General features: G+C 47.1%; 25 protein-coding genes and 1 pseudogene. 13 read left to right on the forward strand and 13 right to left on the reverse strand.

Annotated features, from left to right (window positions below; genetic code table 11):
• Nucleotides 1-5: 5 nt before the first annotated feature.
• The 8 genes from I8U21_RS02000 to I8U21_RS02035 all read right to left on the reverse strand — a co-directional run bounded on the left by I8U21_RS02000 (nucleotide 6) and on the right by I8U21_RS02035 (nucleotide 4,680).
• Nucleotides 6-179 carry a hypothetical protein gene (locus tag I8U21_RS02000; RefSeq protein WP_198053147.1) on the reverse strand — a complete coding sequence of 58 codons (174 nt, stop codon included), beginning with the start codon at nucleotides 177-179 and terminating at the stop codon, nucleotides 6-8.
• A 21-nt stretch (nucleotides 180-200) separates the two neighbouring features.
• A complete protein-coding gene (locus tag I8U21_RS02005; RefSeq protein ID WP_198053148.1) occupies nucleotides 201-1,451 on the reverse strand; it encodes an AAA family ATPase in 1,251 nt (416 codons plus the stop codon).
• A 13-nt stretch (nucleotides 1,452-1,464) separates the two neighbouring features.
• Nucleotides 1,465-1,977 carry a hypothetical protein gene (locus I8U21_RS02010; protein ID WP_198053149.1) on the reverse strand — a complete coding sequence of 171 codons (513 nt, stop codon included), beginning with the start codon at nucleotides 1,975-1,977 and terminating at the stop codon, nucleotides 1,465-1,467.
• A 284-nt stretch (nucleotides 1,978-2,261) separates the two neighbouring features.
• Entirely contained in the window at nucleotides 2,262-2,762 is a 501-nt protein-coding gene (locus tag I8U21_RS02015; protein WP_198053150.1) for a hypothetical protein, read from the reverse strand.
• Nucleotides 2,759-3,190: a hypothetical protein gene (locus I8U21_RS02020; RefSeq protein WP_198053151.1), complete on the reverse strand. Its 432-nt coding sequence runs from the start codon at nucleotides 3,188-3,190 to the stop codon at nucleotides 2,759-2,761. Before I8U21_RS02020 ends, I8U21_RS02015 begins: the two co-directional genes overlap by 4 nt.
• A gap of 2 nt (nucleotides 3,191-3,192) precedes the next feature.
• Nucleotides 3,193-3,417 carry a hypothetical protein gene (locus I8U21_RS02025; RefSeq protein ID WP_198053152.1) on the reverse strand — a complete coding sequence of 75 codons (225 nt, stop codon included), beginning with the start codon at nucleotides 3,415-3,417 and terminating at the stop codon, nucleotides 3,193-3,195.
• A gap of 43 nt (nucleotides 3,418-3,460) precedes the next feature.
• The gene (locus I8U21_RS02030) at nucleotides 3,461-3,664 is read right to left on the reverse strand and encodes a hypothetical protein (RefSeq protein ID WP_198053153.1); all 204 of its coding nucleotides are present in this window, start codon (nucleotides 3,662-3,664) and stop codon (nucleotides 3,461-3,463) included.
• A 140-nt stretch (nucleotides 3,665-3,804) separates the two neighbouring features.
• Nucleotides 3,805-4,680: a hypothetical protein gene (locus tag I8U21_RS02035; protein ID WP_198053154.1), complete on the reverse strand. Its 876-nt coding sequence runs from the start codon at nucleotides 4,678-4,680 to the stop codon at nucleotides 3,805-3,807.
• Nucleotides 4,681-4,775: 95 nt separating this feature from the next.
• Between I8U21_RS02035 and I8U21_RS02040 the strand changes: the two genes are divergently transcribed.
• From I8U21_RS02040 to brnQ, 9 genes are all read left to right on the forward strand, one after another.
• Nucleotides 4,776-5,072 carry a WCX domain-containing protein gene (locus I8U21_RS02040; RefSeq protein WP_198053155.1) on the forward strand — a complete coding sequence of 99 codons (297 nt, stop codon included), beginning with the start codon at nucleotides 4,776-4,778 and terminating at the stop codon, nucleotides 5,070-5,072.
• 136 nt (nucleotides 5,073-5,208) lie between these two features.
• Nucleotides 5,209-6,516: an asparagine--tRNA ligase gene (asnS, locus tag I8U21_RS02045; RefSeq protein ID WP_198053156.1), complete on the forward strand. Its 1,308-nt coding sequence runs from the start codon at nucleotides 5,209-5,211 to the stop codon at nucleotides 6,514-6,516.
• Nucleotides 6,517-6,627: 111 nt separating this feature from the next.
• Nucleotides 6,628-7,353 (forward strand): DnaD domain-containing protein, encoded by a 726-nt coding sequence (locus I8U21_RS02050; protein WP_198053157.1) that lies wholly within the window; start codon nucleotides 6,628-6,630, stop codon nucleotides 7,351-7,353.
• A gap of 128 nt (nucleotides 7,354-7,481) precedes the next feature.
• Nucleotides 7,482-8,396: an N-acetylmuramic acid 6-phosphate etherase gene (gene murQ / locus I8U21_RS02055; protein ID WP_198053158.1), complete on the forward strand. Its 915-nt coding sequence runs from the start codon at nucleotides 7,482-7,484 to the stop codon at nucleotides 8,394-8,396.
• A 15-nt stretch (nucleotides 8,397-8,411) separates the two neighbouring features.
• Nucleotides 8,412-9,263, forward strand: a complete 852-nt coding sequence (locus tag I8U21_RS02060; protein ID WP_198053159.1) for a MurR/RpiR family transcriptional regulator — start codon at nucleotides 8,412-8,414, stop codon at nucleotides 9,261-9,263.
• A gap of 21 nt (nucleotides 9,264-9,284) precedes the next feature.
• Entirely contained in the window at nucleotides 9,285-10,646 is a 1,362-nt protein-coding gene (locus tag I8U21_RS02065) for a PTS transporter subunit EIIC (RefSeq protein WP_198053160.1), read from the forward strand.
• A 111-nt stretch (nucleotides 10,647-10,757) separates the two neighbouring features.
• Complete coding sequence (locus I8U21_RS02070) at nucleotides 10,758-11,627, forward strand: DUF421 domain-containing protein (RefSeq protein ID WP_198053161.1); 870 nt, start codon at nucleotides 10,758-10,760, stop codon at nucleotides 11,625-11,627.
• A 74-nt stretch (nucleotides 11,628-11,701) separates the two neighbouring features.
• Nucleotides 11,702-12,865 (forward strand): iron-containing alcohol dehydrogenase, encoded by a 1,164-nt coding sequence (locus I8U21_RS02075; protein ID WP_181732860.1) that lies wholly within the window; start codon nucleotides 11,702-11,704, stop codon nucleotides 12,863-12,865.
• 252 nt (nucleotides 12,866-13,117) lie between these two features.
• The gene (brnQ, locus tag I8U21_RS02080; RefSeq protein WP_181732861.1) at nucleotides 13,118-14,425 is read left to right on the forward strand and encodes a branched-chain amino acid transport system II carrier protein; all 1,308 of its coding nucleotides are present in this window, start codon (nucleotides 13,118-13,120) and stop codon (nucleotides 14,423-14,425) included.
• Between the two features lie 21 nt (nucleotides 14,426-14,446).
• Here the strand turns inward: brnQ and I8U21_RS02085 are convergent, their stop codons facing one another.
• The 3 genes and pseudogenes from I8U21_RS02085 to I8U21_RS02095 all read right to left on the reverse strand — a co-directional run bounded on the left by I8U21_RS02085 (nucleotide 14,447) and on the right by I8U21_RS02095 (nucleotide 18,182).
• Complete coding sequence (locus I8U21_RS02085; protein WP_198053162.1) at nucleotides 14,447-15,832, reverse strand: UDP-N-acetylmuramoyl-tripeptide--D-alanyl-D-alanine ligase; 1,386 nt, start codon at nucleotides 15,830-15,832, stop codon at nucleotides 14,447-14,449.
• Nucleotides 15,833-16,005: 173 nt separating this feature from the next.
• Nucleotides 16,006-17,466: pseudogene (locus tag I8U21_RS02090) on the reverse strand (MDR family MFS transporter).
• A 386-nt stretch (nucleotides 17,467-17,852) separates the two neighbouring features.
• Entirely contained in the window at nucleotides 17,853-18,182 is a 330-nt protein-coding gene (locus I8U21_RS02095) for a hypothetical protein (protein ID WP_181732863.1), read from the reverse strand.
• 328 nt (nucleotides 18,183-18,510) lie between these two features.
• Here I8U21_RS02095 and I8U21_RS02100 point away from each other — a divergent pair, with 328 nt between their 5' ends.
• The 4 genes from I8U21_RS02100 to I8U21_RS02115 all read left to right on the forward strand — a co-directional run bounded on the left by I8U21_RS02100 (nucleotide 18,511) and on the right by I8U21_RS02115 (nucleotide 23,465).
• A complete protein-coding gene (locus I8U21_RS02100) occupies nucleotides 18,511-19,689 on the forward strand; it encodes a glycosyl hydrolase family 18 protein (RefSeq protein WP_198053163.1) in 1,179 nt (392 codons plus the stop codon).
• Nucleotides 19,690-19,897: 208 nt separating this feature from the next.
• Nucleotides 19,898-20,098, forward strand: coding sequence for a copper ion binding protein (locus tag I8U21_RS02105; RefSeq protein WP_181732865.1), 201 nt, complete (start codon nucleotides 19,898-19,900; stop codon nucleotides 20,096-20,098).
• A 27-nt stretch (nucleotides 20,099-20,125) separates the two neighbouring features.
• Nucleotides 20,126-22,540 (forward strand): heavy metal translocating P-type ATPase, encoded by a 2,415-nt coding sequence (locus tag I8U21_RS02110; RefSeq protein ID WP_255516908.1) that lies wholly within the window; start codon nucleotides 20,126-20,128, stop codon nucleotides 22,538-22,540.
• A 130-nt stretch (nucleotides 22,541-22,670) separates the two neighbouring features.
• Complete coding sequence (locus tag I8U21_RS02115; RefSeq protein WP_181732866.1) at nucleotides 22,671-23,465, forward strand: enoyl-CoA hydratase/isomerase family protein; 795 nt, start codon at nucleotides 22,671-22,673, stop codon at nucleotides 23,463-23,465.
• Between the two features lie 61 nt (nucleotides 23,466-23,526).
• Here I8U21_RS02115 and I8U21_RS02120 read toward each other — a convergent pair whose 3' ends face one another.
• Nucleotides 23,527-24,402: a diacylglycerol/lipid kinase family protein gene (locus I8U21_RS02120; RefSeq protein ID WP_181732867.1), complete on the reverse strand. Its 876-nt coding sequence runs from the start codon at nucleotides 24,400-24,402 to the stop codon at nucleotides 23,527-23,529.
• Nucleotides 24,403-24,416: 14 nt separating this feature from the next.
• Complete coding sequence (locus tag I8U21_RS02125) at nucleotides 24,417-25,223, reverse strand: SDR family NAD(P)-dependent oxidoreductase (protein WP_181732868.1); 807 nt, start codon at nucleotides 25,221-25,223, stop codon at nucleotides 24,417-24,419.

Below are 25,223 nucleotides of genomic sequence, written 5' to 3' on the forward strand. Positions count from 1 at the left end.
TCCTTTTAAAACACAGGGTTGTCTTTAATAAACTCTTTCATTTCCTCGATGGATGGTAGTTCACGGATGATCCCGTAGTTTGGCAAAAAGACTATTTCAATCCGTTGATCTTCGCCGCCACCTCTTGCTTTTCGGGGGACCAGGATTCCACGGCCATCAATAGTATCCATACTGATCACATAGGAACTACCATCCCGGATTTAACTTGATTTTTTAACATCTTTCCGTTTGGGTGGCTTTAATTCACGAATTCCATTTTCATCTTCTTCTACATCAACTTCTTCTGCTTGGGTTGCAGTTAAAATTGTAGTTTGAGTTAATCCGGAAAGTTCACGTAAAGCAACAACTGTTTTTGCCAAATCCCCACCAGAAGTCCGGCTACTATTGTATTCCCTGTGCATCAAATAAACTGGATCTACCACAACAAAATCAGCTTTGGTTCGAATGATTTCAGCGTGAAGGGCTTTAATGCTTTTGTCCCTAAAGGTTTTCATGTCAACTGTTTTAAAAATTAATTTTCCGTCAACCATTTTGTTTAGTGAAGATGCAAAGTCCCACAACAGTTTTCTCAAATCTTCAGGCAACCTTGTCATCATAATCTCTTTTTGCGGAAAACCTGCTTCAAAATCAATCCCCAATTCTTTAATTTGATTAATAATTTCTTCACTGTTTCCAAAAATGCGTTCAAGTTGAGCTTCTGTCAATTTTCCACGGAATAAACCTTGCCGTGCAGATAAAGAAGAGTAGGCACGACAGAAAAGCTCAAAGGCAATCATCTCTAATCCCCAGTAAAGAACCGTTGCACCATTCACAAGGGCCTCAAGTGCTTCTTCCAGCATAATGATTGATTTTCCACGTCCGGAACGGCCGTAATACGTGTATAAGTTCCCTGAACTGTACCCACCACCTAAGATGTTGTTTAGAGTAGGGAATTTCGATTTCCAAACCTTAAAAGATTCTCCTTTTTGTCTTCGCTCATATTCGTCAAAAAACCATTCATAATCTTCTGTAAGTGACAGTCCAATTTTCTTTTGCATTATGGTTTCCATCTTGATCTTCTCAAGTTCGTCTTGGAGGATTTCGATAAGTTCTAGTCCTGATTTCTGGTTGATCAAAATGCTTAGATTATCTTTTTTCTCAAAATCATCATCTTCATTAAGCTTCCCCTGGATCAATCGGATGATTTCGTTTTTCGCATGTCTTTCATTAATTTCTTCAGCAAGGACGTCAAATGACGAGTTTGTGGGTGTGTAAACAAATTGTTCAAATTGAATTGCAACTTCTTCTGGGGAAGGAGTGTCGCCATTTTTGGCGACATACTCATTAATATATTCGAAAATTTCACGTTCGGACTTATTAAGTTTCTCCGTAGTGATTCCGTACTGTGTAAAAGCATCAATAAATTTGGTATCCAGCATTTTTGAGAAAAATTTCATCGTAGCAATGGCCATTAAAAATTCCTCCTTAATCGGGAATTTTGAGTAAAAACCTGCCAAGTCGTTTTGCTTTATCAAGGAATCGCTGATCTCCGTAATCGTTGTAGAGGTCCAGCTTCTCATCAATCCTTTTCATTGTTTCTTCTCTGAGGTACTTGTAATATTCTTTTTTATTGTGGCGACTCGGTTTAGGTTTTCGGGGGAAGAAATAAGACATATCTTCTTCTGCACCATATACAAACTTTTTCGTTTTTGTATTCATCAGCCAATACATATAATCTTGTAAACCTAGATCGAATTCTTCAGATTCGATAACTTTATAAACACCCTCATAATTTACAACTTTTACTAAATCCCCAGGTTTAAATTTGGGTTTTAATTCCTGCAATTCATCTTCATTGCACATTGCCCACAAATGGGTTTTTAAAGACCTGATTCTGTAAAGACGCAAGTTATGATCAAAACAAAGCTCAACCATATAAATGTCATCTTCATAACCAGTTCTTTTAACGATATCTCCGGGTTTAAATTTTGGGTTCACCAAAATCACCCTTTCAGTAGATAAAGTCTTGTCGCAACCCACGGTGAGAGGTGCCTATAAATTCAATTTGTGTGTTATGGTCCCGGATTCGGTCATACATTCGCTTATCGTATTTCAACAAAAGATCCTCCATCTTTACGTTTGATGTAAAGACTGTAGGGAGCCAATTCACCAATCGATGATTAATCAGATCATGTGCAATTCCATGAAACGGTTTGCTAGGCTCTTCAATTCCGATATCATCAATAATCAACAAGGTAACGCTCTTTGCAATGTTTCGTTGATTATAAAACGGAAGTTTTATCTGAAATGTCTTTTGGTACCTTTGGATGGTTAAATTCTGCAAAAGACCGTTGCCATTCGTTGAAGTCCAGGAAGTAAACCGGACGTTCCGGTGGTTGTTTTCCTCGTTTCAGAGATTCCACGAAAGTATAAACCAAGAAAGAATTTGCAATGGATGCAGCAGTGGCCGTTTTACCAGTACCAACTTCATCAGAATATAGATAAAGCGGTTTGATTCTCTCTGCATTTTCCTTGAAAATCATGGGGAAGAAGTGCCTGGACCATTTATCAACCAAATCGAAAACAGTTTTTTGACTTTCTCTGACAGGGTTGTGATCAATGGTCATCCACCGATACTCTTTAGGGATGTTTGCTGTTTGAACTCTTCCAGCAAGGCCATTTATACCATGCATCGCAACATACAACGGGCACGTTTTCTTGCATTGGGGAGATCCTGCCTTTTTGCAGGTTCCCCGTAGGATGCAGTTCTTTTCATTTGTCATTGTTCAATCCCCCAATATTTCAAAATATCAGCGACTTTATCTTTTTGTTTATCCTCTACAATTTCTTTAACTTGTTGACGACGTTTATATTGCTCCACTTTCCGTTTGTGTTCGACAATCTTTTGAGCTTTACCCATTAGGTAATACATCTTGCCAATCATATAGAAAAAGTTCAAACTGTTGTATCCGTGATAGTCTTTATAGTGCTTGAAACACAAATCGATAAATTCTTTTGTTTCTTCTTTCCCGTACTGTTCGTAGTAATTTTTGATCTGTGTATTTTGGCCTCGAATATTTCCCGCACGATAGGGAGTATTAAAACGTTCTTGATGCTTATGTTTTAAGTATTCATGAAAAGTGGTTGCGTTCCAGTCTTCAATTTTCCGTTCTCGCCAATTCTTTGAGTGAGGCAATTTTTGACGTGCCAATGTTAAATAACCTCCTCATATATAATTTCTTCAATGTGGAAACCATCTCCATAATCAAATTGCTTGTCAGCAATAATGTCACATTCTACCGAACAGACGTAGTCACAAATCATTTCGTTGAAAATAAACCAATCAGGTGCAATCCCGTCAATAGATGTGTTTTCATCGACTCTTTCTGTTTTTCCGCAAATGGCACATTCGATCGTTAGTCCAGGTTGTCGGTTCATGTTTAATCGCTCCAATTTAATCAATTTAATCAATTTATAAGTATCATTTAATTTGTTGTATAAAGTCACGGGTTTCAACATCTGGGATCAGAAATTGCCACCCAAACACTTTTCCGCTTTTGGTCATGTAGTAGGCGGTCAAGTTGCACTTGTTGTTTTTCTCAATTTTGTTCTTCATCTTGTGATCTTCCACATAACAGAAGTAACGGCCATGACCAGCGGACCAGATTTCAAATCTATTTTTCATTGAAAAAACCTCCTCACTATTTATATGTTCATGCGATTTTTCATTTACAGGGTATCTTGAAAATTTTTTTTATCTCATGGGGTGGAGTTGCTTTTTGAGTAGCAACCCCACAGCAGTAAATGCACAAAAGATTGGATATTCTATATTACATAACGTTTTCCAACCAAACCAACTTTAAATTTTTCGAGGTACTCTTCATATTCTTTATTTTTCTGGTATACTTGTTTATTGAAGAATTTTTCTTTATTTCTTTTGGCTAATTCTTTTGTGCTCTTGGGATAAGTCGTGTTCAAGCGATTCCCAAGGGCTTTTTTTGCTCTTTCTCTAAAGCGGTCTATGTAGTCTTCATTTGCTCTCAGACTACCACCGAATTTTTCTGTTAACTCCTTCGCCAACAACCGCCGAGGGAGTTTCGCATTATAACCAATTCTGGGTTGTCTTTTAGCTCCAGGTTTTTGTTTTTCAAAAGCGTGTTTTTCTGTCTGTATATATCCCTTGATCTGGTCTTGGATGATGAAATTGATGATGAATTTTTGTTTTTCGGTATTCGCTCGTTTGTCTTTGTTCAGTTCCCCCAACAAGTGGTCTACACTTTCTTGTAGCTCATTATCAGCTTCAATCGAATAGTTGTTTTCAACGTCTTCAATATCTAACTCAATGTAATTTCCATCCTCGTCTAGCGTTCCCATGCAACTTATCGGAATCTGATGTTCTCCGATTTTTGTTTTATTTCGAAATGCCTTATAGATAGCATTTCGTATATTTCTGTGAAGAAGAGTGGAAAAGGACGCTTCTTGACTTGAATCGTAATCTAAGATTGTGTCTTTAATTGCTTGCCAAACGGTTTCAATAAAAATTGATTCATCCCTTAAGTCGTACCAGTACTTGGAAATTAAGTGTTCAACAAAGTTTTTTGAATTTGCTCCTCGATAAACGTAAAACCTAGCTTCCTCTAAATATTTTTCTGCCCATTCATTGACTGTTTCGGGTGTGAACTGTTTGTACACTTTACCCATATCGATCACCTTCCGGCTTGTGTTTTTTGTAACTCCGGAGCCTGTCGGCGGAAGTTGACGAAAACACGAAGCCGGTCGATTTATCGGAGGTCGGTTTGAAAAATCGTTTTTCGCTGATGAACCGGAATCGGGAAATGATGGAAATGGTTGTGGAGCTCACCCGAAACGGGACAGAAAAATTTCAACCGGTTCCGTGGCCCGGTCTGTCGCTGGAAAAACGGGAAGACGGTTCGGGTTTGATTACGGGGAGAATTGCCAAAGACGATCTTCCTTTTTTCGCAGACTATTTTCTGGCATACGGCGAGCATGCTTTGGTCAAGAAGCCGCTTGCATTAAAAAAGCTTCTGAAAGAAAGATTGGCAAAAGCTCTTGAACAATACCGCACGGTTTAGTTTCTTGCAGGCGGTGAACGGCCAACGGGATGGATGCGGCACAGGTTGTTTGTGTGGCAAGCAGAGGTTGCATTCTCTTACATTGACTCCTTAAAATAAGCGGATGTATAATAAAATTCAATGTGATTCTTATCGGATGGAGGGTACACAGGTGTTAACGACAATTAAAGAAATAGCCAGCCATGTGGGAAAAGAAGTTAAACTGGGCGGATGGCTTTACAATAAACGTTCGAGCGGAAAAATCCAATTTTTGCAGCTTCGGGACGGAACCGGCTTCATTCAGGGGGTGCTGGTTAAAAGTCAAGTGGCTCCGGAAATTTGGGACGCCGCCAAACAATTGACACAAGAAAGCTCATTGTACATATGGGGAACCGTGCGGGAAGATGAACGGGCACCCGGCGGTTTTGAGTTGGATGTGACCAACCTCGAAGTGATTCAGGTGGCGGAAGAATACCCGATTGCGAAAAAGGAACACGGGGTGGACTTTTTGTTGGACCACCGCCATTTATGGATCCGTTCCCCCCGGCAACGTGCCATTTTGACCATTCGGGCTGAAATTATCAAAGCCTTGCAACAATACTTGAATGACGAAGGCTTCACATTGGTGGATCCGCCGGTTTTGACGCCGTCTTCTTGTGAAGGGACCACCAACCTGTTTCACACCAAGTATTTCGATGAGGACGCCTATTTGACGCAAAGCGGCCAGTTGTACATGGAAGCCGCCGCGATGACGTTGCGAAAAGTTTATTCATTCGGTCCGACGTTCCGTGCGGAAAAATCCAAAACCAGACGTCATCTGATTGAATTTTGGATGATCGAGCCGGAAATGGCTTTTGTGGAACATGAAGAAAGCCTGAAAATCCAAGAGAATATGGTGGCCCATGTTGTCCGGCATGTATTGGACAACTGCGAAGCGGAATTAAAAACATTGGGACGGGATATCAGCCGCCTGGAAAAAGTGACTGCTCCGTTCCCGCGCATCACTTATGATGAAGCCGTGGAACTTCTTCACAAAGAAGGATTTTCCGATTTTGAGTGGGGGGAAGACTTCGGGGCGCCCCATGAAACGAAAATTGCCGAAAGCTTTGAGAAACCGGTCTTTATCACCCACTATCCGACAGAGATCAAGGCTTTCTATATGAAGCCGGATCCGAACCGACCGGAAGTGGTTTTGTGTGCGGATTTGATCGCTCCCGAAGGCTACGGGGAAATCATTGGCGGAAGCCAGCGGATTGATGATCCGGAACTGATGCGTCAACGATATGAAGAACATAACTTGCCGAAAGAAGCTTATCAGTGGTATATGGATTTGAGAAAATACGGAAGCGTCCCCCATTCCGGATTCGGATTGGGATTGGAAAGGACGGTGGCCTGGATTTGCGGATTGGATCACGTCCGGGAAACCATCCCGTTCCCGCGGATGCTCAATCGGTTATATCCATAATAGAAAAGGATAAAGCATCGGTTTTTTTGCCGGTGCTTTTATCCATTTTTCAAGTCTGTCTCGGAAAACCGGATCATGGTATAGTGGAGGATAAGAGAGGTGTGAAAGAGCATGGACCGGAAGGAAACGGTGCAAGCGGCAATGGTTCATCTCCTGAAACAAGGATTCGTGTCTTTGCCCGTTCTTTTGTTTACGGAGTATAAACGGCTCGGACTGACGGAAACCGAAGCCATGTTGCTGATTCATCTTTATATTTATCAGGAAAAAGAAAACAAGACGTTCCCGACTGTGGCGGAATTGGAAGAGCGCATGAGCCTCAGCCAACATCAAATCGTGGACTTGATTCAGCGTTTGTTGCACGGCGGATTTATCCGGATTGAAGAAGGTCACGAACACGGGATCCGGAGTGAAAGTTACGAGTTGACCCCGCTGTTTCAGCAATTGGTCTCATCGTATCTGGATCATAAACAGAAAAAAACCGAATCGGACAGCGAAAGTTATCAACAAATATTCCGCATGTTTGAACTGGAATTCGGCCGGGCCCTGTCCCCGATGGAATGCCAGATGTTGTCCCAATGGATTGATGAAGACGGCTATTCAGAGGAGATCATCGAAGCCGCTCTCCGCGAAGCCGTGTTTTGCGGGAAAGTGAATTTTCGTTATATTGACCGGATTTTGCTGGAATGGCATAAAAACAATGTGCGCACGGCGGAAGAGGCGGCCGAGTATTCGCGCAAATTCAGGCAAAAAGGAAGTTTATATCAGACCAATGTGAAGGAAAAGCCGGTTCTGAGTGAAAATGGGTTTTCTTTTTACAACTGGGTGAATCAAGAGTAGCGGAAGAACGTTCTTCCGTTCTTTTTTTACCTGCATGCGAAATGGAATTTTATATGTAATTAATTTATATTGAAATAATATTTCATATCGGATATAATGAAAGCGCATTCAAGATTGGAGGGTATTACATGGAAGAAGAGCTGAGTCGTCTGACGACCGAGTCCCGAAATGAACGAAGCAAACAGATTGACAAGATGGATACAATAGAGATTTTAAGACTGATCAATGCGGAAGATCAAAAAGTGGCTCAAGCCGTCAAGGAGGTGCTTCCGGATATTGAGGTGGCGGTGGAGTATGTTTGCGATTCTTTTTCCCGCGGAGGGCGGCTGATTTACATGGGAGCCGGAACCAGCGGACGGCTGGGTGTCCTCGATGCCGTTGAGTGCCCGCCCACCTTCAGCACGCCTCCGGAACAGGTTGTCGGTTTGATGGCGGGGGGCGAAAAAGCGTTTGTGAAAGCCGTTGAAGGGGCGGAAGATAACGAAAAACTGGGGGAAGAAGATTTAAAGACGATTGGCTTGACGGAAAAGGACACAGTCATCGGCATCGCCGCCAGCGGAAGAACCCCGTATGTGATCGGAGCACTTCGGTATGCGCGAAGCATCGGAGCCCACACGGTGGCCCTTTCCAGCAATCGCGATGCACGCATCAGCCAGGTGGCCGGTCATGCCATTGAAGTTATTGTGGGACCCGAAGTGTTGACGGGTTCGACCCGGATGAAAGCAGGAACCGCCCACAAAATGATTTTAAACATGATTTCCACCACCGCGATGATTCGCATGGGGAAAGTGTATGAAAATTTGATGGTGGATGTCAAAATCAGCAATTACAAATTGCAGAAACGGGCCATCAACATCATCCGCACCATTACCGGCTTGTCCGGACGGGAAGCGGAAGACTTGCTCCGGCGTGCCCGGAATGAAGTGAAAACGGCCATTGTGATGCATTTGTCTGAAACCGGCTATGAAGAAGCCAAAGGATTGCTCGAAAAGTCCAACGGGCACGTCCGCGAAGCTATTACGCTCGGGATCCGGTCCCGTTAACGGGAGGGAAGGAAGTTGTCTGCAGGAGGACTTCATCGTTTGCGCTTGATGTTGGATCAATTGTCGGCGGCCGAGCGGAAAATCGCTGAATATATTTTGGCTCATCCACAGGAAGCGGTTCACGAGACTGCGGCCGGGTTGGGGAAACGGACGGGCACCAGTGGGGCAACGGTGGTCCGTTTATGCAAGTCCCTGCAATTAAACGGGTTTCAAGATTTAAAAATGCGAATCGCCGGTGATCTGGCCAAGCCGGAGGAAAGCGGCTACCGGGATATCCGGCCCGAAGAGCCGGCCGGGTTGATATTGCAAAAAATGACCCTCAACAGTGTGCAAAGCTTGCGCGACACGGCCGAGGTTCTGGACTTGAAAGAGTTGGAAAGGGCGGTGGATGCTTTATTAAAAGCCAACCAAGTCCACTTTTTCGGAGTGGGGGCTTCCCACATCATCGCTTTGGATGCCAGACAAAAGTGGCTGCGAATCAACAAAGGGGTGACTGCTTTTTCTGACTTGCACCTGGTTGCCACCCAAATTGCCAACGCCAAACCCGGGGATGTGGTGTTTGCCATTTCATATTCGGGGGAGACCCCGGAAGTTGTGAGGATTTTGCGCTTGGCCAAAGAGTATGGACTCAAAACCATCAGCCTGACCAAATATGGTTCGTCCACGGTGGCTGATCTATCGGAAATCCGCTTGCATATCGCTTCTTCCGGGGAAGCCGTTTTTCGCAGCGGGGCGACTTCTTCCCGGATTGCGCAGCTTCATGTGATTGATACCTTGTTTTTGGCGATGGCCGGAAAAGAGTATGACCAAACCGTCCGCTTGTTGGATAAAACCCGGAAAGCCACCCGGCGGCTGAAAGAAATTTAACCGGCAGGAAGGAGAATTGGGATGGGAAAAGACAACAGCGTGCTGGCGCAAAAGATTTTGCAGCATTTGGGGGGAGCCTCCAATATCGCTTCTTACACCCACTGCATGACGCGGCTTCGCGTCAAACCCAAAAATGAAAGCCTTGTCAATAAAGAGGCATTGAAGGAAATCGAAGGCGTCATCGGTGTGGTGGAGGAAGAAACGCTGCAAATTATTTTGGGGCCCGGAAAAGTGGCAAAGGTATACGAGGAATTCAAAATATTAATGAAAAATGCGGGCGAGTGGGATTTAAACGAACAAGCAAAGCAAAAGAGGGAAGAAATCAAGGAGAAAAACAAAACCCCGTTTAAACTGTTTTTAAGAAGAATCGCCAACATTTTCATCCCCTTGATTCCGGCTCTGGTGGCTTCGGGGCTCATCACGGGGATTACGAAAAGTGTGATGCAGGCCGGTTGGATTGCGGAAACTTCCATGATCGCAACCGTCTTGACCGTGATGGGATCCGGATTGTTTTCATTCCTCGGGATTTTGGTCGGTTTAAATGCGGCCAAAGAGTTCGGAGGTTCCCCGGCTTTGGGAGCGTTGGCCGGCATTTTGGTGATCAACCCCGAAATTGCGAACATCACCTTGTTCGGGGAAGAATTGGTGCCGGGACGCGGCGGTCTGATCGGTGTCATGTTTGCCGCCATTTTTATTGCTTTTTTGGAACAACGGATTCGCCGCATCGTCCCGCAAGCGCTGGATATCATTGTTACGCCGACAATGGCCTTGCTGATTACCGGAATCATCACCTATGTGGTCTTTATGCCGATTGGCGGTTTGATTTCCGACGGGATTACCAAAGGATTGCTGGCTATCCTGGATACCGGCGGAGTGATTGCCGGATTTGTGCTGGGAGCCACCTTCCTCCCGCTGGTGGTGACCGGTTTGCACCAAGGTTTGACCCCGGTTCATCTGGAATTGATCCAATCCATCGGCAATGACCCGTTGCTCCCCATTCTGGCCATGGGAGGCGCGGGGCAAGTCGGGGCGGCCTTTGCCATCTATGTGAAAACAAAGAAGAAACGGTTGAAAAGGGCAATTGGCGGGGCGCTTCCGGCCGGTTTGCTCGGCATCGGGGAACCGCTGATTTTCGGGGTGACCTTGCCTTTGGGAAGGCCTTTTTTGACGGCGTGTCTGGGAGCAGGCGTGGGCGGGGCTTTTCAAGCTGTGTTTAAAGTGGCCACCATTGCCATCGGGGTTTCCGGTCTTCCTCTCACCTTTTTGGTGCTGCCCGGCCAAATCCTGTTGTATTTAAGCGGATTGGTCTTGTCTTATGCGGCAGGGTTTTTGTTTACCTATTGGTTTGGTTTTCGCGATGAAATGGCCGGCGGATTTGAATGATCGCGCTAAAAATACAGCCCGCTCCGGGCTGTATTTTTTCTTCTGTATAGATTGCATCTTCCTTTCGGATACTAAACAGGACAATCAAGAATTTGCGGAGGAAGATTTCCAATGAGCTGGTATTTGGTTGTGCTCAAAACCGCTTTTACGGTTGTGATCCTTTTGGTTCTCACAAGATTGATCGGAAAAAAGCAAGTTTCCCAACTTTCCCTGTTTGAATACATCACGGGAATCACTTTGGGAAGTATTGCGGCATATATCCCTTTGGAATCGGAACCGACTTCATGGTATTTGGGGGCGCTATCCCTTCTGGTGTGGGTGATCATGGCATTTGTCATCGAATATCTGGAGATCAAAAGCAAAAAAATGAGAAAGTGGATTATCGGGACAGAAACGGTGTTGATCAAGCATGGAAAGGTGCTGGAAGAAAATTTAAAGAAAGAGCGGATGACTGCGATCGAATTGATGAGCAAATTGCGGGCGAAAAATATTTTCAACTTGTCGGAAGTAGAGTTTGCCATCATGGAGCCGGACGGATCGGTCAATGTGATGCTGAAAAAAGAACATCAGCCGCTAACGGCCAGCATGCTTCATCTCCCTGTGAACCGTGAACGGGAGCCTGAAATGGTCATCATTGGCGGACAGATCGAAAAGGAAGTATTGTCGCGCATTGGGAAAAACGAAAAATGGTTGTTGAAAGAACTGGAAAAACAAGGGTTAAAACTGGAAGATGTGTTTTTGGCCCAGGTGGATTCGTCCGGGAATTTGTGGACGGACCTTTATCAGGACCGTTCTTCTTCCCGTTCACGGCCCCACTGGCGTGCAAACCTCATACAGGCATTGGAAACGTGTGAGGCCGAGTTGAAAAAGTCGGGGCAATTGGCCCAAGATCCGGATGAGAAACAAATGTACCTGAACACCGCCCGCGATCTGAAGGAGATCACCAAGGACATCCAGTCCCGTTTTTTATCACTGTCATGAGAATCATTGCATTTTCTGTTGGGTTTCTATTATTATTTTTACAGGCCTATTTATAAAAAAAGAGGTGCAAACCATTGGAACAATTTACATTTTATAACCCAACCCAAGTGTTTTTTGGCAAAGGCACTTTGGCAGCAATCAAAGAACAAATCCCCCGTTACGGCAAAAAAGTATTGCTGGTTTACGGAGGCGGAAGCATTAAAAGAAATGGGATCTATGATCAGATCATGAAATATTTGCAAGAAATCGGGGCAGAAGTTCTGGAATTGTCCGGGGTTGAACCCAATCCGCGCTTGTCCACGGTACATAAAGGCGTGGAAATATGCAAGAAAGAAAAGGTGGACTTTTTATTGGCGGCCGGCGGCGGCAGTGTGATTGACGCCACCAAAGCCATTTCTGCAGGAGCCAAATATGACGGGGATGTGTGGGACATCATTATTAAAAAAGCCGTTCCCAAAGATGCTTTGCCGTTTGGAACGGTTTTGACCTTGTCGGCAACCGGTTCGGAAATGAACAGCGGTTCGGTGATCACCAATTGGGAAACCAAAGAAAAAATCGGCTGGGGCCATCCGTTGGTCTTTCCGAAGTTTTCGATCCTCGATCCGGTTCACACCTTTACCGTTCCCAAAGATCAAACCGTTTACGGAATTGTGGACATGATGTCCCATGCGCTGGAACATTATTTCAGTCCAGCCCCCAATGTTCCTTACAACGAGCGAATGGTGGAAGGATTGCTGTCGACGGTTATCGAGACGGCACCCAAGCTGCTTGAGGACCTGGAAAATTATGAAGCCAGAGAAACGATCATGTTTTGTGGAATGATGGCTTTAAACGGAGTGATTAACCAGGGAATGCGAGGCGATTGGGGTACGCATGGAATCGAGCATGCCGTTTCCGCCGTTTATGATATCCCGCATGGCGGAGGTTTGGCGATTTTATTTCCCAACTGGATCCGGTACAATCTGGATGTGACCGAAGCCAAAATGAAGCAATTGGCGATTCGTGTGTTCGGTGTGGATCCGCAAGGAAAATCGGACCGTGAAATCGCGGAAGAAGGAATTGACCGCTTGCGGGAATTCTGGAGTTCCATCGGCGCTCCCAGCCGTTTGGCTGATTACGGAATCGATGATTCCAAACTGGAACTGATGGCAGAAAAGGCAGTGGCTCACGGTTCATTGGGACGGATGAAAAAATTAACCAAAGAAGATGTTTATGAGATTTATAAAATGTCCTTATAAAACAAAGGCCGGGAAAACCGGCTTTTGTCCAGCTGTGTTTTGTAAGCGTTTTAACGAAAATGGCATGATTCCATGTTTTTCCATAAAGTGGTTTGTTGACAGCGGGGAATAAAAGTTTTTATAATGCATTGTACTGTTAAATTATAGTCTGTAAATAATAAATATACTGAAAATGCACAGAAGAAAAAAAGTTCGCCTGTGCATTTCAAAATGCGGCAATGGTTGCAACAGAACAAAAAGGAGACATCTTCAATGCTTAAGAACACCAAATTACTCACAATCGGTTTGATGTTGTTTTCATTATTTTTTGGCGCCGGAAATTTAATTTTTCCGCCGCTGTTGGGGCAAGGGGCCGGAGACCAGTTCTTCACGGCGATGCTTGGTTTTGCGGTCACCGGAATCGGCCTTCCGTTGTTGGCTGTGATTGCAGTCGGTTTGTCTGACGGCGGTTTGCAAGAAATCGGAAGCCGCATCCATCCGGTATTTGGTCTGATTTTAAGTTTGATTGTTTATTTGTCCATTGGTCCTTTCTTTGGAATTCCCCGGACCGGAACGGTTTCTTTTGAAATGGGCTTGTCTTTCCTGCCGGATGCCATCCGGGAAGCGGTATGGGCTTTGCCTGTTTTCACAATTATTTATTTTCTGATTACATTGTTGATCAGTTTGAACCCTTCCAAAGTGATTGACCGTGTCGGAAAGATCCTGACCCCGGTCTTGTTGACGTTGATTGTCGTGCTCTTTCTCCGAAGCTTGTTTCATCCGGTCGGAGATTTGGGAACCCCGACGGATGCCTATGCGCAATTTCCATTTTTCCAGGGATTTCTTGACGGCTATTTGACGTTGGATGCGCTGAGTGCATTGGTGTTTGGGGGAATGGTGGTGGCAGCCATTCGCGATGACGGAATCCGTGACCGGAAAAAAGTGGCCGCCACAACACTGAAAGCCGGTTTGATAGCGGTTACTTGTCTGGCTTTTGTGTATTTTTCACTGGCTTATATGGGAGCCACCAGCCAGCAGTTGGGGATGATGGACAACGGCGGTGAAATTTTAACGGCGATTGCTTTTGAACTTTTTGGCTCATACGGTTCCGTTCTTTTGGGGATCGTTGTTTTGCTTGCTTGTTTGACGACTTCGGTCGGGCTTTCGACATCCTGTGCGCAATTTTTAAACCGGGTTTTCCCGAAACTTTCCTATAAAAAATGGTTGTTGATTGTAACCGTATTCAGTGCCTTTGTTGCCAATGTCGGATTAACCCAGCTGATTGCATTTTCCGTGCCGGTTCTCAGCATGATTTATCCGGCGGTGATTGTCTTGATCTTATTGTCTTTCCTGCACTCATCCTTTCATGGTTATCGTGCGGTGTATGCCGGAGGAATATCAGGCGCCTTTCTGATCAGTGTTTTGGATACGCTTACCGGTATCTTCGGGTTTGATTTTTCATGGCTTGAGGTATTGCCGCTTTATGACCAGGGAATCGGTTGGCTGGTGCCGGCAGTGATCGGAAGCTTGCTGGGATATGTCATTGGAAAAGCATTCGAAAAAAAAGCTGCCCTTACGTAAGGAAAGGGCGGCTTTTTTCCGTTACAGCCTTTTTAATTGCCTGACGAGCTTTTCGAAATGCAGGGAACGGGAGGCTTTGAAATAGATGACTGCATTTTTCGGGGTTCTTGCCAAGTGGTGCAATGCTTGCCGGAAATCATCACAAGCCAGAACCCTTTGGGGGCTCATTCCATTGGCGACAGCGGACCGTGCGATGATTTTTCCGCGTTTCCCCAAAGTGATGAGTTGGGTCAATCCCAAGCGGGCCGCATATTTCCCTGATTGCCGGTGAGCTTGATGTGAATATTCCCCGAGCTCCAGCATATCGCCCAAAACGGCAATCTTGGGGCGGGATCCGCTGACATTTTTCAGGACGTCCAATCCGGCTCTGAGAGCTGTTGGATTGGCGTTCCAAGCATCATTGATCAGGATGCGCCCGGATTTTGTACGGATGAATTCCAAGCGCATTTTCGGCGCTTTAAAGGTGGCGAGCCCTTTTTGAATTTCCGGAATCGTGGTTCCATAAGCCCAGGCAACCCCGATGGCGGTCAGGGCGTTATAAACATTGTGTGTGCCGAAGACAGGGATCCGGACGGGGAACGAACGTCCCTGAAGCACGGTGTCAAAGGCCATCCCGTTTCGGGTATAACGGATGTTTTTTCCCCGGATGTGGGCCGGATTGCGGATGCCGAAGGTAAGGATTTTTCCCTGGAAGCGGTTGGTTTTCAGTTTTCTTGACCGCGGGTCGTCCGCATTTAAGATCAAGGTTCCGTTTTTGCGGACACCATCCACCAGTTCCTGTTTGGCTTTTACGATGAGATGAAGTCCACCCAAGCTGCCCGCATGCGCTTCTCCGACATTGGTGACGGCACCGATCTCGGGCCGGACGATTTGGCATTGTTTGCGGATGTTATTGAGCGATTTCATTCCCATTTCCAAGAGGAGCAATTTTTCTTTGCCGGTCAACCGGGTCAGATACGTTGGCAAAAAAGAAAACGTGTTCAAGTTGCGATGGGTTTTCACCATCGGCGCACGATATTTCAAAATGGAAGCCACCATTTCGGTTGTGGTCGTTTTGCCCGCACTTCCCGTGATGCCGATCACTCTGGCCGGGCATTGTTTCCAGTTCCAAAGACCGGCTTTAAAAAAAGCCTGATAAGCATCTTGCACCCGGATGATCGAAGTGCCCGGCGGGATTCCCCGGGCAGAGAGGTGTGCGGGAAGCACGACGGCGAGCGGGCGGATCCGTTGAATGGCCGGCAGTTGCTTTTCGTGCCACCGGATTTTGCGGGTGTAAAAGTACACTTGGTGCGGTTTCAATTGTTTTGGATTTCCAAAATTGAGGGACTGGACGATTTTTGACGGGGAACCTGCAGTCAATCTTCCGCCCATGATTTGGGCCAGTTTGTTTAATTGGATTGCTTTCATGTATATATCCTCCCATGGCGAGACGATCTCATGGATCCATGTGTGACTATCCTATTCAGAAGGCAATAAACCGGCTTGGATGAAAGCCCATAAAAAGAAACCGGTCATTTTTGCCGCTTATTTTGAGGACAAAAAAAGCAGCGCCTTTTCATGGCACTGCTTTTTGAAACGGGTTATTCATGGGTTGAGACGACAGGCTTTTTGCTAAGCTTCACCCGGGTGTCACCCATGAACAGAATGGCTATGGCTGCCAGCGCGATCGGGATCAAAGCCAGGGCAAAGATATGGGTGATCGATGAAGACATGGCGTCCACGATTTTATCCAGAATGAAATCGGGGATCGCGGCACGGGCACCGGGCTCAAAGAGTCCTTGCGGGTCGTTGAGGTCAAAAGATGGCCCGTGTCCTCTCTGCATCCCGCCAAAATCCAATTGATCCGTAAAAAAGCGGTTTTGCAGGGAGCCGAATAAGGTGATCCCGATGGTCATGCCGAGAGAGCGGAAGAAGGAGTTGGTTGAGTTTGCCGAACCGCGGTGTTTGGCATCCATGTTGTGCACGGATGCGATGGGCAGCAGTGAAAAAGAAAATCCGACTCCAAATCCGGCGATGACCATGTAGATGGTGACCAGCCACCGTGCCGTTTCGGGCGTCATGGTGCTGAGCAAGGTCATTCCGGCGGCATAAGCAATGATCGAGAGGATCATCAGATTACGATAACTGGTCTTGGTTTGGAAGATACCGCCGATCGCGCTTCCGACAACCGACCCGAGCATCATCGGGGTCAGGATCAGTCCCGCATTGGTGGCGGACCCGCCGTACACCGCTTGCACAAAGATCGGGATATATACGGTCAACACGACAAAAGTGGCGCCATATAAGAAAACGGCGATTTGGCTGGCGGCAAATAACCGGCGTTTAAACATCCAGAAGGAAATAATCGGTTCTTTTGCTTTGGTTTCAACGTACAAGAACACAAGAAAAAAGACCGCAAAGATGACAAATAAACTGATGATGGGAAGGGAGTTCCAAGCATACTCTTTACCTCCCAGTTCGAGGGCAAACATGAGGCTGACCACGGCAGTGACCAGGGTGACGGCTCCCCACCAGTCAATGGATTGTTTTTCATGGTTATCCGACTCTTTGTAAGCTGTGAGAATCAGAACAAGGGAAATGATTCCGATGGGTAAATTGACATAAAAAATCCAATGTCAGCTGATGTAATCGGTAATATAAGCACCGAGCAGGGGGCCGGCGACACTGGATGAACCAAAAACCGCCCCGAGCAATCCGGTCATTTTCCCTCTTTGTTCCGGCGGGAAGATGTCAAAAACAATGGTAAAGGCAATGGGCATCAAGGCGCCGCCGCCGATTCCCTGGATGGCCCGGTAAATGCTCAGCTGGACAATGGTTTGTGCGGTTCCGCAAAGTGCTGAACCGATCATGAAGACTGCCAGACCGAAGATAAAAAAACGTTTTCGCCCGTACATGTCCGACAGTTTTCCGAAGATGGGCATTCCGGCCATATATGTGACCATGTAAGCGGAGGTGACCCAAACGAATTGGTCCAATCCCCCCAATTCCCCGACGATCGTCCCCATGGCTGTCGCGACAATGGTATTGTCCATGGCCGACATGAAGATCGCCAGCAGTAAAGATGCGACGACAAGTTGAAAGTTGCTTTTTTTTTGAGTTCATGATGTTCCTCCTTTGTTGTGGCACACAACAACATTATAATCCCAACCGGTTATTTAATATAAGTAATATTTAACATACGAAATAATGATGAAAATTTCTGTGAAAGACAAAGGGTTTTGCATCGGAAAGATTGATTTTGGTTAAAAATAAAAAGGTTACCAACTATTTTTAACAGATGGCAACCTTTTCACAATAATTCTGACAATTATAAATTATGTATTTACACAGCCGGGGGCTCGCCACAACAAAGTTTGTGGAATCGCATGATTTCACCTCGCTTGATCATTTTCTATTACTTTATTTGCGATGTGTGTTTAAAATCCTGCTAATCCGATAAATTTTTTAAACCGATTTCTCCGCGAATTCGCAAAATGGCTTCAGTCAGACCGTGATAGGATGCGGATTTTTCATTGAGCAATTCCGATAATCCGCACTTTTCAGCACATTTTTTGCAAACTTTGACCCCGTCTTCAAAAAGCCCCTCGGGATCTTCAACGATGCGTATATGTAAACGGTGTGTTTTTTTGTAACAAAGAGAGCAGTTGTCCATCACTTCGGTCAGATGAGGTTGAGGAGCATAATTTAATAATTTTTGCAAAATCTTTTCTTCTTTATCCGCAATGGATTGGATTTTTGCTTTCCATTGTGAATTCACGGTCCATCTCCCTTCTCGAATCAGAAATCTTCATTCAAAATTCTATCGCTTTCGTCACTATTATACAACCGATTTTAACCAAATTTTTTTAAAAAACCGGTTCTTTGCCCGGGATAATGTTTGAGGTTTTTAAATTTATTTTTGAGATGTTTTTTCTTTAATGTTTTTTGGCGAACTCCGTAGCCGGAAATCCGTTTCACCGGCGCGCCGGTGCATCGGGATGTTCATTCAAAGATGACAATGACATCATGTCGGAGAAAGTTTTTATAAAGGCGGAAGGATGCATGAGAAAAGAAATCAGAGGGATATTATAGACAGGGTGATTCAGATGAAAAAATTTTTAATTGTGATGTTTTCCGTACTGATTGCGTTGACGGGATGTGCCAAAAACCAAGGAAGTCCGGAGCATGATGCCACTCCCCGGCAAGTGGTGGACCGGAACGGTCAACCCGGGAATGAGCCCATTTCAAGCCGGGGAAGGGTCTTGCCGGATGAAAGAGGAGAAAATGAGCTGAATCTGAAAGGAAAAACCAAACGCATCGAAAGCATCGGCTTTTTGGAAGCCACTTCCCCGGATCGAGCGGTGGAGGATGCATTGGAAGCGGTCCGCGATTTAACATATGTTGCCTTTTTCAGTTACCAGGTCCGGCCGGATGGGAGTTTGATCCCCCTGAAGGATGAAAAACCGCTTCAGGCCATTCAAAACAAGGCCGTTCCGATGCTGGTGCTGACCAATTTTGCAGATGGAAATTTCCAACCCGATTTGGCTCATCAAATTTTTACAAACCGGCAATCCCTCAACCGGCTGATGAATCAAGTCGAACAAGTGATGAAGGAAAAAGGGTACAAGGCGATCAACATTGATTTTGAACACATCTACGAAAAAGATCGTGAGCTGTACCACGGGTTTTTGGAAACCTTTGTGCCCCGGATGAAAAAACACGGATATGTGGTGTCGACTGCCTTGGCTCCCAAAAGCAGCGGCGAACAGGCCGGAGCTTGGCACGGGGCACATGATTATGCGTTTCATGGGAAGATTGCCGACTTTGTCATTTTAATGACGTATGAGTGGGGATGGACCGGCGGACCTCCGATGGCTGTGGCTCCACTTCCCCAAGTTCGGAAAGTGGTGGATTATGCCGTCCAAAAAATTCCCCCGGAAAAAATTGTGATGGGAGCGCCGCTCTACGGTTATGACTGGACGCTTCCCTATAAAAAAGGAGGCCCTCCGGCGAAACGGATTGCTCCGCATGAAGCCGAAACGTTTGCCAAAAAACGAGGGTTGAAGGTGGAGTATAACAACCGGGATGAAGCTCCTTACTTTTACTACCGGGATGAACAAGGGAAAAAGCATGTGATTTGGTATGAAAATGAACAAAGCATGCAGGCGAAGCATAATCTGATCAAAGAATACGGTCTCCGGGGTGTCAGTTATTGGGTTTTGGGTGAGGATTTCCCGGAGAACTGGAAGCTTCTGCGCCAAAATTTCAAGATCAACAAATATTGATGTGAAAGCAGCCTGGATGGGAAATCCGGGCTGCTTGTTGCTTCCCGGGAGTTTAAAAATTTGTCAAAGGGAAGGTTCCTTGAAAGGAATATGATTTGACAAAATGGAAGGAAAATGGAGCCACCGGTTGCATACGGTGGGGGGGTATCCTATAATAAAGATGTAAGAAGATGTAAAAAACTTTGTAACAGCAGGAGGAACAGATAAAATGAAGGAACAAATTCGGGTTGCCGGAATGTCCTGTGAGCATTGCGTCAAATCGGTCGAGGAAGCATTAAAACGAATCGGGGTTGCAGCCAAAGTTAATTTGTCCAAAGGAATGGTCGATGTGGATTTTGATGAACAGACGGCTGATTTGGACAAAATCAAGCAAACCATTGAAGATCAAGGGTTTGATGTCCTTTCATAAATTGCATCACAGCAGGAGGCGTTTTCGTTGTCCAGTGAACTCAGCTCGATTCGGTTGCCGGTGGAAGGGATGTCTTGTGCGGCCTGTGCCAACCGGATCGAAAAACGTCTTTCAAAGTTAAACGGTGTCGATTCGGTCCATGTTCACTTGGGCATGGAAGAAGCCCATATCGTTTATGACCCGAAGCAAGTCCGGTTGCCGGAGATGGAGAAGATCATTCAAGATCTCGGCTACCGCGTTCCCAAAGAAGAAGTGGATATGGAGATTACCGGGATGACCTGTGCCGCCTGTGCCAGCCGGATTGAAAAAGTGTTGAACCGGATCCCGGAAGTTGCCAATGCTTCCGTCAACCTGGCAACTGAATCGGCGCGGGTCGCTTATTACCCGGGGACCTTGGCCGTATCCGACGTGGTGCAACGGGTGGAACGGTTGGGATTCGGGGCAAAGCCGAAAAGTGCGGAGTCAGGGAAGCGGAAAGAGGAAGAATGGAAGAAAAAAAGAGTCCGGTTTTATGCGGCGTTGGCATTTTCCATCCCGCTTCTGTGGACCATGGCCGCCCATTTTTCTTTCTTTCATTGGATCCCGGTTCCGTCTGTTCTCATGAACCCTTGGGTCCAATGGATTTTGGCCACACCGGTGCAATTTGTGATCGGGGCTCCGTTTTACCGCGGAGCATGGAAGGCGTTGCGCAACCGCAGCGCCAATATGGATGTGCTGGTGGCACTCGGCACCTCGGCGGCCTATTTTTACAGTTTGTATGTGATGTTGACTCAACCGGCTTCCCGCATTCATGAGCAGGGATTGTACTTTGAAACCAGCGCCGTTTTAATCACACTCATTTTGCTTGGCAAATTGCTGGAATCCCGGGCCAAAGGAAAAGCCTCGGATGCCATATCCAAGTTGATGCGGTTGAAAGCCAAAAAAGCATTGGTCTTGAAAGACGGCAAGGAGGTAGCCGTCCCGGTGGAAGAAGTCAAGCCGGGGGATCTGATTCTTGTGAAGCCGGGCGAGCAGATCCCGGTGGACGGAGAGGTGGTCAAGGGACGTTCGTCCGTCGATGAATCCATGTTGACCGGTGAAAGCATCCCGGTGGAAAAACAGGCGGGCGACCCGGTGATCGGCGCCACCATCAACCGGCAAGGCCGGCTCCTCTTTAAGGCGACAAAAGTCGGGGAAGAGACGGCGCTGGCACAGATTATACGGGTGGTTCAGGAAGCGCAAGGCTCCAAGGCGCCGATCCAACGGATTGCAGACCGGATTTCGGGGATTTTTGTTCCCGTTGTGTTGGGGATCAGCGTGCTTACGTTTTTGCTTTGGTTTTTCGGTTTGGAGCCTGGTCAATTTCAGGGCGCCTTGGAGAAAGCGATGGCTGTGTTGGTGATTGCCTGTCCTTGTGCCTTGGGGCTGGCCACGCCCGTTTCGATTATGGCCGGTTCCGGCCGGGCTGCGGAATGGGGCATTTTGTTTAAAGGCGGCGAACATTTGGAAAAGGCGCAGCAAATCACGATGGTTTTGTTTGATAAAACCGGAACGATCACCCACGGGAAACCTGAATTGACCGATATCATCATCTTTCATCCGGAAGAGAGAAAAAACGTTTTGCGCCGGGCCGGATCGGCGGAAAAACATTCCGAGCATCCGTTGGCGCAGGCCATTGTGAACGGGATTGTGAAAGAAGGAGTGACATTGCAAGATCCCGACTCCTTTGAAGCAATACCCGGCCACGGGGTCAAAGCCGTGCTGGACGGACGGGAAGTTTTGCTGGGAACCCGCCGGTTGATGGCACAAAACGGAATTGAAACGAATTTGATTGAGGAGGAATTGGTCCGGCTCGAAAAACAAGGGAAAACAGCCGTGATCATCGCAATAGACCAAAAATGCGCCGGGATTTTGGCCGTTGCCGATACGGTGAAAGAAACTTCCCGCGCAGCGATCGAAAAGTTGAAACAAATGGGGCTGAAAGTGAGGATGATCACAGGCGATAATGAACGGACGGCCCGTGCCATTGCCAAACAGGTCGGCATTGAAGATGTTTCGGCCGAAGTGTTGCCGGAAGGAAAAGCGGAAGTGGTTTATCAGTGGCAGAGACAAGGGGAAAAAGTGGCGATGGTCGGGGACGGCATCAACGATGCGCCGGCTCTCGCGGCGGCCGATCTGGGCATTGCGATGGGAACCGGAACCGATGTCGCGATGGAAACCGCAGATGTCACCTTGATGCGCGGGAATCTCGAGCAGGTGGCCGATGCGCTGTGGATGAGCCGGAAAACCATGGCCAATATCAAACAAAATCTGTTCTGGGCTTTGGCGTACAACAGCTTGGGAATTCCCGTCGCCGCGGCCGGATTCCTGGCTCCCTGGCTGGCAGGAGCGGCCATGGCTTTCAGTTCCGTCTCCGTGGTGCTGAATGCCCTCCGGTTGCAGCGGGTCAAAGCTTTGTCGTAAGTTGTTCAGTCCATCGGAAAGATGGGCTGTTTTTTATGAATTAATTTGGCGAATTTTCATTTTTTATATTATGATTGAAATAGATTCTATTAACAAAAAAATAATAACGCAGCCGTTTGGAGGGGTTCAAATGGAAGAAAAAACCGTTGTCCTGACCATACAAGACGGCGTCGGCCTGATCCGGCTGAACCGTCCCCAAGTGTATAATGCCATCAACCGCCAATTGGCCGAAGAATTGACAGCAACTTTGCGAAAGGTAAACGAAGATCCGAAAGTCCGGGCCGTGGTTTTGACCGGGGAAGGAAAAGCGTTTTGCTCGGGACAAGATTTGAATGACCGGTCGGCCATTGTCACCAAGGGGGATGAAATTTCATTGGGCGAGAGTGTGCGCTCCCGTTATAACCCTTTGATTCAAGCTATCATGGATCTGAAAAAACCCATTATTGCCGCGGTAAATGGCGTGGCGGCCGGGGCCGGTTGCAGTTTGGCGCTGGCTTGCGACCTGCGTGTGATCACCCCTCGCACCCGTTTTGTCGAAGCTTTTGTCAGGATCGGATTGGCTCCCGACAGCGGTTCCAGCTACTTTTTGCCCCGGTTGGTCGGGCTGGGAAGGGCATTGGAGATCGCGATGACCGGACGGGATGTGGAAGCGGAAGAAGCCGTCCGGATCGGGCTGGCCAACCAATTGGCGGAGGAAGACAAACTGCTGGATGAGGCGATGGCACTGGCCAAGCAGTTGGCACAAGGGCCCACGGTGGCCATCGGATTAACGAAAAAAGCGATTTACCGCGGGATGGAAACGACGATTGAAGAAGCGCTAGAGTATGAAGCCGTGGTTCAGGAACAAGCGGGGAAAACCAAAGACTTCCTGGAAGGCATTCAAGCTTTTGGCGAAAAAAGAAAGCCGAATTACCGCGGAGAATAGCATCCTTTTCAAACAAAAGCCGGTTTTGTTGATAAATCGGCTTTTGGTGTTTTCCGGCATTTTAAAGAACGGTTAAAGACTTTGGCACCACTTTGACCGTGATGGGGGTTTCATCCAGGATTTCGCCATCCACATGGGCCAGACAAGAACCTTGCGGCGTGATGGTGAATTCTTTGCCGCGGTGGAAAATCACGGATTTGTGCCGGGTGTGCTTGCCGGAATAAGCCGTCGGGAACAGGCGGAGAAACTCAAAGGAGCTGAGGTTTTGAATGCAACAGAGATCCAGCAGGCCGTCGTTTTTTTCTGCCTGGGGGCATATTTTGATTCCGCCGGCAAAGTTCGGAATGTTGGACACCGCAATCAGCCAGACATGTTCGTAATCATAGCGAACGCCATCCACGGTCAGGGTGACGGGCTGCGGAGTGTACGAACGGAAGACTTTCAAGGCTTCCAAGCCGTAAGTCAAGCGCCCGAACCACTGCTTTTCCCATCTTTTCATTCGGACCGCATTGGCCACTTTGGCATCAAATCCCGCACCGCCGAAGCTGATCAGGCAACGGTTGTTCATTTTGGCGGTGTCCACCTGGTAGGTTTGGTGCCGCAAAATTCGTTTTAATGCAAATTCCGGATCCAGGGGAATCTGATGCCCCAAGGCAAAATCATTTCCGGTTCCGGCCGGGATATACCCCATGGGAATATCGGTGCCGATGAGCCCGCTTCCCACTTCGTTCACGGTGCCGTCCCCGCCGACGGCGACCACGGCTTTGACCGGGTGATGTTGTTTGATGTCATTGACAATCCGGGTGGCATCTCCCGCTTCTTGCGTGAAGAATGCCTCATATTCCACGCCCAGTTCTTTTAATCTGCGATGGATATAAGACCAGACCGTTTTTCCCCGCCCATTGCCGGATAATTGATTGACCACGAAAAAATACATGGTGACACTCCCCCTTAAATTTCAGATACGGAATGAGATGGACTTTTGTGCGGGTTTGGGTCCAGTTGCCGGTAAATTCGCCGGGTGGCCCAAAAATAAAGGGAGGGAAACCATTTACGCAATTGAAGCGCCCATTTCAACTTTTTGGGAATCACCACAGTTTTGGGATGCTTGATCATTTTCAAGGCATAACGGGCGACTTCCTCGGCCTTTAACATTTGGCCGGCGATCAGGGGAGGGAAATGGCGGCGGGGATTTTCTCCCCTGAAAAAAGGCGTCATGACGGGTCCCGGGCAAAGAACTCCCACCCGGATCACCGGTGCGTACTCCAAATTCAGAGCTTCCGAAAAGCCGATCAAGGCAAATTTGCTTGCACAATATCCGGCGAGGTTTGGGATGCCGGTCAATCCGGCCAGGGAAGCGATGTTGATGATCCGTCCGTGCCCGGCACGCAGCATGTGCGGCAGGACGTGGCGGACCATACGGACGGCGCCCAAATAATTGGTCTCCATCATCCCCCGGTAGTCCTCCGGCGAAACATCCAAAAACCCGCCAAAACACCCATAGCCGGCATTATTGATCAACACGTCAACCCGGCCGTAAGTTTGGATGATTTCCTCCACGACCGGTTTGACTTCCGCTTCGTTGGTGATGTCACAGGGATAATAAGATCCCCGGTTGAGTTCGCGATGGATTTCTTTTAAACGGGAGGCTCTCCTTCCGAGCAGAACCGGGACATATCCCTGATCCGGCAACTTTCGGGCAATGGCTTCTCCGATCCCGCTGGTTGCGCCGGTTACCAGAACAACAGGGTTGCTCAT

The sequence above is a fragment of the Thermoactinomyces sp. CICC 23799 genome (genome assembly GCF_016055145.1).
Classification (GTDB): domain Bacteria; phylum Bacillota; class Bacilli; order Thermoactinomycetales; family Thermoactinomycetaceae; genus Thermoactinomyces; species Thermoactinomyces intermedius.